Below are 11,302 nucleotides of genomic sequence, written 5' to 3' on the forward strand. Positions count from 1 at the left end.
AGCGCTACGAGCGGGCGCGGTGGGGTGTCCCGGACGACCATCCCGCGGTGCACCAGTTCGTCGCCGAGGTCGAGTGGCGCGAGGAACAGCTCGAGCGACGCCGCCAGGCGATCAGACGACGCCTCGCTTCCTGACGAGCGCTGGTTCAGCACGGTGCGCCGGGTGAGACGCGGGAGGACGATCGCGGGAGCGCGCACTAGCCTGACGCCATGACGCACGCAGCCGACGGTCCCGACATCAAGCCCCGCAGCCGCGACGTCACGGACGGCCTGGAGAAGGCTGCCGCGCGAGGCATGCTGCGCGCAGTGGGCATGGGTGACGACGACTGGGAGAAGCCGCAGATCGGCGTGGCCTCCAGCTGGAACGAGATCACCCCGTGCAACCTCTCGCTCGACCGCCTCGCCAAGGCTGTGAAGAACGGCGTGCACGCTGCGGGCGGGTTCCCGCTGGAGTTCGGCACGATCTCGGTCTCCGACGGCATCTCGATGGGTCACGAGGGCATGCACTTCTCGCTGGTCAGTCGTGAGGTGATCGCCGACTCGGTCGAGACGGTGATGATGGCCGAGCGCCTGGACGGGTCCGTGCTGCTCGCCGGCTGCGACAAGTCGCTGCCCGGCATGCTCATGGCGGCCGCGCGCCTGGACCTGGCGAGCGTCTTCCTCTACGCCGGCACCATCATGCCCGGCCAGGTCGACGGCAAGGACGTCACGATCATCGACGCGTTCGAGGCCGTCGGCGCCTGCCTGGCCGGCAAGATCTCGCGCGAGAAGGTCGACGAGATCGAGCGGGCGATCTGTCCCGGCGAGGGTGCGTGCGGCGGGGCGTACACCGCGAACACGATGGCCAGCGTGGCCGAGGCCCTCGGCATGTCCCTGCCAGGCTCGTCCTCGCCGCCGGCCGTGGACCGTCGCCGCGACGGCTTCGCGCACAAGTCCGGCGAGGCCGTCGTCGGGATGCTGCGCCAGGGCATCACCGCCCGCCAGATCATGACCAAGCCCGCCTTCGAGAACGCGATCGCGATGGCGATGGCGCTCGGCGGCTCGACCAACGCGGTGCTCCACCTGCTCGCGATCGCCCGCGAGGCCGAGGTCGACCTGACGCTCGACGACTTCACCCGCATCGGGCGCACCGTGCCGCACCTGGCCGACATGAAGCCGTTCGGCCGCTTCGTGTGGACCGACTTCGACCGTGTCGGCGGCATCCCCGTGCTGCTGCGGGCCCTCCTCGACGCCGGCCACCTCCACGGCGACGTCCTCACCTGCACCGGCAAGACGATGGCGGAGAACCTCGCCGACCTCGACCCCAAGCCGCTCGACGGCGAGATCCTGCGCCAGCTCGACCGGCCGATCCACGCCACCGGCGGCCTCACGATCCTCAAGGGCTCGCTCGCCCCGGACGGCGCGGTCGTCAAGAGCGCGGGCTTCGACGACTCGACCTTCACCGGCACCGCCCGGGTCTTCGACGGCGAGCGCAAGGCGCTGGACGCCCTGGCCGAGGGCTCGATCCGGGCCGGTGACGTCGTGGTGATCCGCTACGAGGGCCCCAAGGGCGGACCGGGCATGCGCGAGATGCTGGCCATCACCGGCGCCATCAAGGGAGCCGGCCTCGGCAAGGACGTCCTGCTCATCACCGACGGCCGTTTCTCGGGAGGCACGACCGGCTTGTGCGTCGGCCACATCGCCCCTGAGGCGAGCGACGGCGGCCCGATCGCGTTCCTGCGCGACGGCGACCGGATCACCCTCGACGTGGCCAACATGTCCCTCGACGTCGACCTCGACGAGGACGAGCTCGCGGCCCGTGCCGAGGGATGGGAGCCGCTGCCGCCGAAGTACACGCGCGGGGTGCTCGGCAAGTACCGCAAGGTCGTGCAGTCGGCAGCCCACGGTGCGGTCTGCTACTGACCTGCGACCGGGGGCGTCGGCGCCGGGCCGGCACGGCGGATAGGTTGCCGTCGTGACCACTCCGACCCAGACCGGCGCTGCACGGCTCGACGCCGCCGACCCCCTCGCCCGCTTCCGCGAGCGGTTCGTGGGTGCCGGCACCGACCTCGTCTACTTCGACGGCAACTCGCTCGGCCGCCCCGTCGCGGCAGCGGCCGAGCGGCTCGGCGAGTTCGTCCGGCAGGAGTGGGGCGGGCGGCTGATCCGGGGCTGGGACGAGAGCTGGATGGACCTGCCGACCCGGCTCGGCGACGACCTCGGCCGCGTCGTCCTCGGCGCAGCCGCGGGGCAGACGGCCGTCGGTGACTCGACGACGGTGTGGATCTACAAGCTGGTACGCGCCGCCGTCGACCATGCCGTCCGCGTCGACCCGCGCCGCACCGAGATCGTCATCGACACCGACAACTTCCCGACCGACCGCTACGTCGCGGAGGGGATCGCCGCCGAGCGTGGTCTGACGCTGCGATGGATCGAGGTCGACACGTCTGCGGGCGTCACCGCCGAGCAGCTGACCCAGGCCGTGGGGGAGCGCACCGCCCTCGTCGTGCTCAACCACGTCGCGTACCGCTCGGCGTGGCTCGCCGACGCCTCGGAGCTCACACGCATCGCGCACGACGCCGGGGCCCTCGTGCTCTGGGACCTGTGCCACTCGGCCGGGGCCGTTCCCGTCGCGCTGGACGAGTGGGACGTCGACCTGGCCGTCGGCTGCACCTACAAGTACCTCAACGGCGGGCCGGGATCGCCGGCCTTCGGCTACGTCAACGCCCGCCTCCAGGGCGAGCTGACGCAGCCGATCCAGGGTTGGATGGGCCACGCCGACCCGTTCCGGATGGGGCCGGGCTACACCCCCGCCCGGGGCATCCGGCGGTTCATCTCCGGCACCCCGCCGATCCTCGGGATGGTGGCGATGCAGAGCATGCTCGAGCTCGTCGAGGAGGCGGGCATCGACGCCATCCGCGACAAGTCGGTCGCGCTGACCTCGTACGCCGTCGAGCTCGCCGACGAGCTGCTGCCCGAGGTCACCCTCGCCTCGCCCCGCGACCCGGCGCTGCGCGGCGGCCACGTCACGCTGCACCACGACCGGATGCGGGAGGTCACGGCGACGCTCTGGGAGCGCGACGTCATCCCCGACTACCGCGACCCAGGCGGCCTGCGGATCGGGCTGTCCCCGTTGTCGACGTCGTTCGACGAGGTCGAGCGCGGCATCGCGGCCGTGGCGGAGGCGCTGCGATGACGGGCCCGGTGGGGGTGCGGCTCTCGGCGACCCGGACCCGGGCGACCAACGACCACGGCCAGCCGCTGGGCAGGCCGGTCGAGTGGTCGGGCGCGACTGCGCCGGCGAAGGACGTGGTACTCGAGGGCGCCGGCGTACGTCTCGAGCCGATCGGGCCGCAGCACGTCGACGACCTCCTCCGGGCGCTGTGCCGTCTGGACGACGAGCCGCTCTGGACGTACCTGACGTGGGAACGACCGCGCAGCCGCGACGAGATGGCCGCGATCGTCGAGGACGGAGCGGCCGACCCCGGCCGCGTGATGTACGCGATCGTGGCCCGCGAGACCGGGCGCGCGGTCGGCCTCTGCTCGCTGATGCGCATCGACCCGGCGATGGGCTCGATCGAGGTCGGGCAGATCGCCTTCGGTCGCCAGCTGCAGCGCAGCCGCGCGGCGACCGAGGCGATGGCGCTGCTCGCGCGCCACGTCTTCGACGGGCTCGGCTACCGGCGCTACGAGTGGAAGTGCGACAGCCTCAACGCGGCGTCGCGGCGTGCGGCCATCCGGCTGGGCTTCATCTGGGAGGGCCGCTTCCGCAACGCGCTGGTCTACAAGGGCCGCAACCGTGACACCGACTGGTTCTCCATCACCGACGGCGAGTGGCCGCGCGTGCGCGCGGCGCTCGACGCCTGGCTGGACGACGGCAACTTCGACGACGCCGGCCGCCAGCGCGCACGCCTCGCCGCCCGCCCGTCCGCACCCGACCAGCAGGAGGCCTGAGATGGACCAGCGCGTCAGCTTCATCACCCTCGTGGTGAGCGACCTCGACGTCACGCGTCGCTTCTACGTCGACGGCCTCGGCTGGGAGCCGGAGCTCGACGTGCCCGGGGAGGTGCTGATGTTCCGGGTCGCGGAGAAGGTCGTGCTCAGCCTCTGGGTGGAGACGGGCTTCGCCGCCGAGGTCGGCCATGCGCCGGCGCGCGGCGGCACCCCGCCGGTCACCCTGTCGCACAACCTGGCCACCACCCAGGGCGTCGACACCGTCCTCGAGCAGGCCCGCGCCGCGGGTGCGTCCCACGTCGGTGAGGCGAGCGAGCGGGACTGGGGCGGCTACTCCGGCTACTTCGCCGACCCGGACGGCTTCCGCTGGGAAGTGGCCTACAACCCCGGCGAGATCGGGCAGTCGGTGCTCCCGTGAGCACCACCGCGGGCGCCGGGCACGTGGTCCCCGGCTGGGACGACTACTTCCTCGGGATCGCCGACGCCGTCGCGGCGCGCGCCAAGTGCACGCGCCGTCGCGTCGGTGCGGTGCTCACCATCGAGCACCGGATCATCGCCACCGGCTACAACGGCGCCGCACCGGGGGAGGACGACTGCCTCGCGGGCGCCTGCCCACGAGGCCAGCTCGGCTACGACGAGGTGCCGGGGCTTGGCGACTACGACCGACCCGGGACGGCGGGCTTCTGCATCGCCATCCATGCTGAGGTCAACGCGCTGCTCTTCGCGACCCGCGACACCAAGGGCGCCACCGCCTACATCACCGACCCGCCGTGCCCGGGGTGCCGCAAGGCGCTGGCCGCCGCCGGAGTCGTGCGGGCGGTGTGGCCCGACGGCGAGCACGACCGCGCCGGTCTCACCGCCTGGGCCTGACCCAGACCAGCTCGCCCGACTCCCACATCGCCAGCGCCACCGGCACCAGGCTCGTCATCGCCTCGGACGGCGAGAGTCCGGCCAGGTCGGTCGCGTGCTCGGAGCCGTACGCCTGACCGGCGGCGTTGTTGTGCTCGTCGACGCGCGAGTCGCGCCGGTTCGGGCTCCCGGCCTCCTGCGCGGCTGCCATCGCGCGTGCCGCGTCGAGGCCGAAGCGGGCGGTGAGCGTGGCCTGCCACATGAAGTGGCGCATCGCGTTCGTGCGACCTGGCACGCCGCGGCCGTGGGCGGCCGCAGCGGTCAGCGCGGCCTGCGAGATGCGCAGAACCTCCAGCGCGCCGGACGGCCCGAGCCCGGCCCGGGTCGCCGCCGCGTAGAGCCGCGGCACGCCGGTTCCCGCGTGGATGGCCTGCTGCACGACGTCACCGAAACCCATGGACACACACTGTCAGAATCGCGCCATGACCCCACCGCTCCGCTTCCCACGCCCCCTCCGTCCGGGTGACCGCATCGGCGTCACCGCGCCCTCTGCGGGTGTCGCCGGTGCCGCCGTCGCACGGATCGAGTTCTGCGTGGATTGGCTGCGCAGTCGCGGGTACGACGTGGTGGTGGGGGAGTGCCTCGTCGGCGACGGGCTGACCTCGGCCCCCGCCGAGCAGCGGGCGGCCGAGCTGACCCGGATGCTCGCCGACCCCGACATCGCGTGCGTGCTGCCGCCCTGGGGCGGGGAGACGGCGATCGATCTCGTCGACCTGCTCGACTGGGACGCGCTCGCCGACGCCGAGCCCACGTGGCTGGTGGGCTACTCCGACCTCTCGACCGTCCTGGTGCCGATCACCACCCGCCTGGGGTGGGCGACCCTGCACGGCGACAACCTCGCCGACACGCCGTACGCGGTGCCCGACGGCCTGCTGCACTGGCTCGACGTGGCCGGTGGCCCGGGACCGTTCGTGCAGCGCGACTCCGCCCAGGTCGCGACCTGGGTGCGCTTCGAGGAGGACCCGCACGCCACCGGGTGGCGCCACGTGGGGGAGGGACGCTGGGAGGTCGAGGGCGGCGGCGACCTCGACGTGACGGGACGGCTCATCGGCGGCTGCGTCGAGACCATCGGCCACCTCGCCGGCACGCCGTACGGCGACGTGCGGAGCTGGGCCGAGGAGTTGGACGAGCCGACGATCGTCTACGTCGAGGCCTGCGAGGACCATGCGGTCGACATCTGCCGCTTCCTCCACGGGATGCGACTGGCGGGCTGGTTCGACCGGGCGGCGGCCGTGCTGGTCGGGCGCACGAACGCGCCCGACCACCCGGACCTGACGCAGCGCGAGGGGGTGCTCGACGCCCTGGGCCGCCTGGGCCTGCCGATCGTGTGGGACCTCGAGATCGGGCACGTGCCGCCCCACCTGCCGCTGGTCAACGGAGCGCTCGCCCGGGTGGTCGTGGACGGCGACGACCGGCGGATCACCCAGACGCTCGGCTGACCGCGGACCCACGACCGGGGGTGGCCGCTGTCGGTGGCCCGTGGCAGGGTCGGTCCCATGAGCGAACCGGACCCGAAGGCCAGGCTCACCCACGACCAGCTGCTCGAGGCCGGCCTCGACGACTGGCGCACGATCCTCAACCGGCTCCGCGCCCGCTTCCGCACCGGGGACTTCGCCACCGGCCTGCGCCTGGTCGAGCGGATCGGGAAGGCGGCCGAGGCGGCCGACCACCACCCCGACGTGTCGCTGACCTATCCCGAGGTCATCGTGACGCTCATCAGCCACGACGTCGGCGGCATCACCAGCCGCGACGTCGACCTCGCCCGCCGGATCAGCGGGTTCGCAGCCGAGCTCGGGGCCCCGGCGGACACCTCCGGCCTGACCCAGGTCGAGCCGGGCCTCGACACCGCCGACGGCGCGCGGCTCGCCCCGTTCTACGCAGCCCTGATCGGCGGCGAGGTCCAGGGCGGCGAGCCCGTCGACCCGAGCGGCCAGGTCAGCACGCTGTGGTTCCAGGAGCCCGCGACAGGCGACGACGAGGCCGGCCCGGTGCTGCCCGCGCAGGACCACGAGCAGCGCTGGCACCTCGACGTGTGGGTGCCCCACGACGAGGCGGAGCGACGACTGCGCGCCGTGCTCGACGCGGGCGGGCGCCTGGTCAGCGACGCCGCGGCTCCGTCCTACTGGGTCGTCGAGGACGCCGACGGCAACCGCTCCTGCATCTGCACCCCCCTCGACCGCGGCTGAGCGGTCACATCCCGAGACGGTCGTTCCACATCCTGGGACGAGTGTCACACTCGCTTGACGCCGGACCACACCGGCGACGACGGTTGTCGCATGCGCACCGAGATTCTTGTACGCACGCGACGCGTGAGCTGAGGCCGACCGGCCGAACGCACGCGCGTCACCCCTCGTCGCCCACCGGGCCGAGGGGCTTTTTTATGGGCTCAGGTGCGGACACACCGCAGACGCAGGAGAGAAGGACATGACGGAGCACGGCGGACAGGGCAGCCAGTCGGTCACGGGCGCGCAGAGCCTGGTGACGTCCCTCGAGGCGGCCGGCGTCACCGACATCTTCGGCATCCCGGGCGGCGCGATCCTCCCGGCGTACGACCCCCTCATGGACTCGCAGCGGATCCGGCACATCCTGGTCCGCCACGAGCAGGGGGCCGGCCACGCCGCCCAGGGGTACGCCGCCGCGACCGGCCGGGTGGGCGTGTGCATGGCGACGTCGGGCCCGGGTGCGACCAACCTGGTCACGCCGCTGGCCGACGCGCACATGGACTCGGTGCCGATGGTGGCCGTCACCGGTCAGGTCGGCGCCTCGATGATCGGCACCGACGCCTTCCAGGAGGCCGACATCCGCGGCATCACGATGCCGATCACCAAGCACAACTTCCTCGTCACCGACCCCGCCGACATCCCGCGCACGATCGCGGAGGCCTTCCACATCGCGTCCACCGGACGCCCCGGCCCGGTGCTGGTCGACGTGGCCAAGTCCGCCCTCCAGGCGCAGACCACGTACGCCTGGCCGAGCGAGCTGCACCTGCCCGGCTACCGCCCCGTGACGACGCCGCACGCCAAGCAGATCAAGGAGGCCGTGCGCCTGATCCGCGAGGCGAAGCGCCCGGTGCTCTACGTCGGCGGAGGCGTCATCCGCTCCGGGGCGCACCGCGAGCTCGCCCAGCTCGCCGTGCTCACCGGCATCCCGGTCGTCACCACGCTGATGGCCCGCGGCGCCTTCCCCGACAGCTTCGCCCAGCACCTCGGGATGCCCGGCATGCACGGCACGGTCGCCGCGGTCGCAGGCCTCCAGAAGAGCGACCTGATCATCAGCCTCGGCGCCCGCTTCGACGACCGCGTGACCGGCAACCTCGACTCGTTCGCGCCCGGCGCGCTGATCATCCACGCCGACATCGACCCCGCCGAGATCGGCAAGAACCGGCACGCCGACGTGCCGATCGTGGGCGACGCCAAGGAGGTCATCGCCCAGCTGGTGGCGCTCCTGCAGGCCGAGGGCGCCGACGGGGACTACGAGGCGTGGATCGCCTTCCTGGCCGGGCTCAAGCAGCGCTACGCGCTCGGCTACGACGCGCCGACCGACGGCTCGCTCGCCCCCCAGTACGTCCTCGAGCGGCTCAGCGACATCGCCGGGCCCGACTCGATCTACGTCGCGGGCGTGGGCCAGCACCAGATGTGGGCGGCCCAGTTCGTCGGCTACGAGAAGCCCAACACGTGGATCAACTCCGGCGGCCTCGGCACGATGGGCTTCTCGGTCCCGGCCGCGATGGGCGCCAAGGTCGGCATGCCCGACACGACGGTGTGGGCGATCGACGGCGACGGCTGCTTCCAGATGACCAACCAGGAGCTCGCGACCTGCGCGATCAACGACATCCCGATCAAGGTCGCGATCATCAACAACGAGTCGCTGGGCATGGTCCGGCAGTGGCAGACGCTGTTCTACAACGAGCGCTACTCCAACACCGACCTGCACTCCAAGCGGATCCCCGACTTCGTCAAGCTCGCCGACGCCTACGGCTGCGTCGGCCTGGCCTGCGAGTCGCCGGCCGACGTGGACGCCACGATCGAGAAGGCGATGGCGATCGACGACCAGCCGGTGGTGGTCGACTTCCGCGTCCACCGCGACGCGATGGTGTGGCCGATGGTGGCCGCCGGCACCAGCAACGACGAGATCAAGTACGCACGCGACATGGCGCCGCAGTACGACGACGTCCAGGACGACTGGGAGGTCCGGGCATGACCAACAAGCACACGCTCAGCGTGCTCGTGGAGAACAAGCCGGGCGTGCTGGCCCGCATCGCCAGCCTGTTCTCCCGCCGCGGGTTCAACATCGACAGCCTCGCCGTCGGCCCGACCGAGCACCCGGAGATCTCGCGGATGACGATCGTCGTCAACGTGGACGAGTCCCCGCTCGAGCAGGTCACCAAGCAGCTCAACAAGCTCGTCGAGGTCATCAAGATCGTCGAGCTCGACGGTCCCGGCTCGGTCAACCGCGAGCTGCTCCTCGTCAAGGTCCGTGCCGACGCCGCCAGCCGGGGCGCGGTGCTCGACGCCGTGCAGCTCTTCCGCGCCAAGGTGGTCGACGTGGCCCCGGACGCCGTCACCGTGCAGGCCGTCGGCAACGCCGACAAGCTCGCCGACCTGCTGCGGGTGCTGGAGCCCTTCGGGATCCGTGAGCTCGTGCAGTCCGGCATGGTCGCCATCGGCCGGGGCTCGCGCTCCATCAGCGAGCGGCCGCAGCGTACGGTCACGATCCCCGCACCCAGCTCCGCGATCGCCTCGACCGCTGGTTGAGGAGGTCGCTCAGCGACCGTCTCGAAACCCACCCGATTTCCCGCAGCACCAATCCAGAAGGAGAGCCCCCTGTGGCTGAGATGTTCTACGACGACGACGCCGACCTGAGCCTGATCCAGGCCAAGAACGTCGCGGTGATCGGCTACGGCAGCCAGGGGCACGCCCACGCGCTGTCCCTGCGCGACTCCGGCGTCGACGTCCGCATCGGCCTGCAGCCCGGCTCGAAGAGCCGCGAGAAGGCCGAGGCCGAGGGCCTGCGCGTCCTGACCCCGCGCGAGGCGGCGGAGGAGTCCGACCTGATCGTGATCCTCGCCCCCGACCAGCACCAGCGCACGCTCTACGCCGAGGAGATCGAGCCCGCCCTGACCCCGGGCGACACCCTGGTCTTCGGCCACGGCTTCAACATCCGCTTCGGCTACATCACGCCGCCCGAGGGCGTCGACGTCTTCATGGTCGCCCCCAAGGGCCCCGGCCACCTCGTGCGCCGCGAGTACGTCGACGGCCGCGGTGTCCCGGTGCTGGTGGCCGTGGAGAAGGACGCCTCGGGCAACGCCTGGCCGCTCGCCCTGTCCTACGCCAAGGCCATCGGCGGCCTGCGTGCCGGCGGCATCAAGACCACCTTCACCGAGGAGACCGAGACCGATCTCTTCGGCGAGCAGGCGGTCCTGTGCGGTGGCGCCTCGCAGCTGGTGATGTACGGCTTCGAGACCCTCATCGAGGCTGGCTACCAGCCCGAGGTCGCCTACTTCGAGTGCCTGCACGAGCTCAAGCTCATCGTCGACCTGATGTACGAGGGCGGCATCGCCAAGCAGCGCTGGTCGGTCTCCGACACGGCCGAGTTCGGCGACTACGTCTCTGGCCCGCGCGTCATCACCCCCGAGGTGAAGAAGAACATGCAGGACGTGCTCGCCGACATCAAGAGCGGCGCTTTCGCCGAGCGCTTCATCACCGACATGGACAACGGCTCGCCAGAGTTCACCGAGTTCCGCAAGAAGGCCGAGGCGCACCCGATCGAGCAGACCGGCCGCGAGCTGCGCAAGCTCATGGCGTGGGTCAAGTCGCACGACTCCGACTACACCGAGGGCAGCTCCGCGCGCTGAGCCGGGCCGCACCACACGCCGTACGGCGCGTCGGACGACCAGAAGTGGTCGGGCCGCTGCGCCGTACGCGTGCCCGGGCGGTCGGTGGTCGGGTTGTGGTCGTCCGACACGCCGGACAGGGGCCGGCGGGCCGGGTGCCTAGACTCCGGCGGGTGCCGATCGACCGCAGCGTGATCCGGGTGAAGGCGTTCGCCGTGATCGTCGAGGACGGGGGACGTCACCACGCCGTCTCCCGGATGGCCACGACGGAGCACCCCGCCTTCCACCGTCCGCTCGGCGGCTCCGTCGAGCTGGGGGAGCGGTCGGTCGACGCGGTCGTCCGCGAGGTCCGCGAGGAGCTGGGCGCCACCCTCCTCGAGCCGGAGCTCCTCGGCGTGCTGGAGAACGTCTTCGTCATCGACGGTGCCACCGGTCACGAGGTCGTCTTCGTGTACGGCGGCCGGCTCGCCGAGCCCGACGTCGTACCTCTCACCGGTCGACCGTTCATGGACCTCGAGGAGGAGGGTTGGGTGGAGTGGCGACCGCTCGACGGTGCCCACGCGCTCTCGCTCCTGCCCGTCGGCCTGCAGGACCTGATCGACGCCTGGCGCAAGTAGCGTCGGACGAC

General features: G+C 71.9%; 13 protein-coding genes. 11 read left to right on the forward strand and 2 right to left on the reverse strand.

The window, feature by feature from the left end; translation table 11 throughout:
• The first annotated feature begins 209 nt into the window (after positions 1-209).
• From ilvD to IE200_RS19955, 5 genes are read left to right on the forward strand one after another with little or no spacing between them, the layout of a single operon-like run.
• A complete protein-coding gene (gene ilvD / locus IE200_RS19935) occupies positions 210-1,901 on the forward strand; it encodes a dihydroxy-acid dehydratase (RefSeq protein ID WP_191281241.1) in 1,692 nt (563 codons plus the stop codon).
• Positions 1,902-1,953: 52 nt separating this feature from the next.
• Positions 1,954-3,174 carry a kynureninase gene (gene kynU / locus IE200_RS19940; protein WP_191281242.1) on the forward strand — a complete coding sequence of 407 codons (1,221 nt, stop codon included), beginning with the start codon at positions 1,954-1,956 and terminating at the stop codon, positions 3,172-3,174.
• Positions 3,171-3,932, forward strand: coding sequence for a GNAT family N-acetyltransferase (locus IE200_RS19945; protein ID WP_191281243.1), 762 nt, complete (start codon positions 3,171-3,173; stop codon positions 3,930-3,932). Before kynU ends, IE200_RS19945 begins: the two co-directional genes overlap by 4 nt.
• 1 nt (position 3,933) lies before the next feature.
• Positions 3,934-4,350 carry a VOC family protein gene (locus tag IE200_RS19950; protein WP_191281244.1) on the forward strand — a complete coding sequence of 139 codons (417 nt, stop codon included), beginning with the start codon at positions 3,934-3,936 and terminating at the stop codon, positions 4,348-4,350.
• Positions 4,347-4,802, forward strand: a complete 456-nt coding sequence (locus IE200_RS19955) for a deoxycytidylate deaminase (protein WP_191281245.1) — start codon at positions 4,347-4,349, stop codon at positions 4,800-4,802. The genes IE200_RS19950 and IE200_RS19955 overlap by 4 nt, the downstream gene beginning before the upstream one ends.
• Here IE200_RS19955 and IE200_RS19960 read toward each other — a convergent pair.
• Positions 4,786-5,238, reverse strand: a complete 453-nt coding sequence (locus tag IE200_RS19960) for a DUF6973 domain-containing protein (RefSeq protein WP_191281246.1) — start codon at positions 5,236-5,238, stop codon at positions 4,786-4,788. The two genes, IE200_RS19955 and IE200_RS19960, sit on opposite strands and share 17 nt — an antisense overlap.
• Before the next feature lie 25 nt (positions 5,239-5,263).
• Between IE200_RS19960 and IE200_RS19965 the strand changes: the two genes are divergently transcribed.
• The 5 genes from IE200_RS19965 (at position 5,264) to ilvC (ending at position 10,695) form a co-directional block, all read left to right on the forward strand.
• Positions 5,264-6,280 (forward strand): S66 family peptidase, encoded by a 1,017-nt coding sequence (locus IE200_RS19965; protein ID WP_191281247.1) that lies wholly within the window; start codon positions 5,264-5,266, stop codon positions 6,278-6,280.
• A gap of 57 nt (positions 6,281-6,337) precedes the next feature.
• A complete protein-coding gene (locus IE200_RS19970) occupies positions 6,338-7,027 on the forward strand; it encodes a 4a-hydroxytetrahydrobiopterin dehydratase (protein WP_191281248.1) in 690 nt (229 codons plus the stop codon).
• A gap of 238 nt (positions 7,028-7,265) precedes the next feature.
• Positions 7,266-9,041: an acetolactate synthase large subunit gene (locus IE200_RS19975; RefSeq protein ID WP_191281249.1), complete on the forward strand. Its 1,776-nt coding sequence runs from the start codon at positions 7,266-7,268 to the stop codon at positions 9,039-9,041.
• Positions 9,038-9,595: an acetolactate synthase small subunit gene (gene ilvN, locus IE200_RS19980; RefSeq protein ID WP_191281250.1), complete on the forward strand. Its 558-nt coding sequence runs from the start codon at positions 9,038-9,040 to the stop codon at positions 9,593-9,595. The genes IE200_RS19975 and ilvN overlap by 4 nt, the downstream gene beginning before the upstream one ends.
• A 71-nt stretch (positions 9,596-9,666) precedes the next feature.
• Positions 9,667-10,695, forward strand: coding sequence for a ketol-acid reductoisomerase (ilvC, locus tag IE200_RS19985; protein ID WP_308433036.1), 1,029 nt, complete (start codon positions 9,667-9,669; stop codon positions 10,693-10,695).
• On the opposite strand, the gene IE200_RS19990 is transcribed toward ilvC, so the two are convergent.
• Positions 10,668-10,805, reverse strand: coding sequence for a hypothetical protein (locus IE200_RS19990; RefSeq protein WP_191281251.1), 138 nt, complete (start codon positions 10,803-10,805; stop codon positions 10,668-10,670). The genes ilvC and IE200_RS19990 overlap by 28 nt on opposite strands.
• 42 nt (positions 10,806-10,847) lie before the next feature.
• Here IE200_RS19990 and IE200_RS19995 point away from each other — a divergent pair, with 42 nt between their 5' ends.
• Positions 10,848-11,291: an NUDIX domain-containing protein gene (locus IE200_RS19995; RefSeq protein ID WP_191281252.1), complete on the forward strand. Its 444-nt coding sequence runs from the start codon at positions 10,848-10,850 to the stop codon at positions 11,289-11,291.
• The last annotated feature ends 11 nt before the right edge of the window (positions 11,292-11,302 follow it).

The sequence above is a fragment of the Nocardioides flavus (ex Wang et al. 2016) genome (assembly GCF_014653115.1).
Classification (GTDB): domain Bacteria; phylum Actinomycetota; class Actinomycetes; order Propionibacteriales; family Nocardioidaceae; genus Nocardioides; species Nocardioides flavus.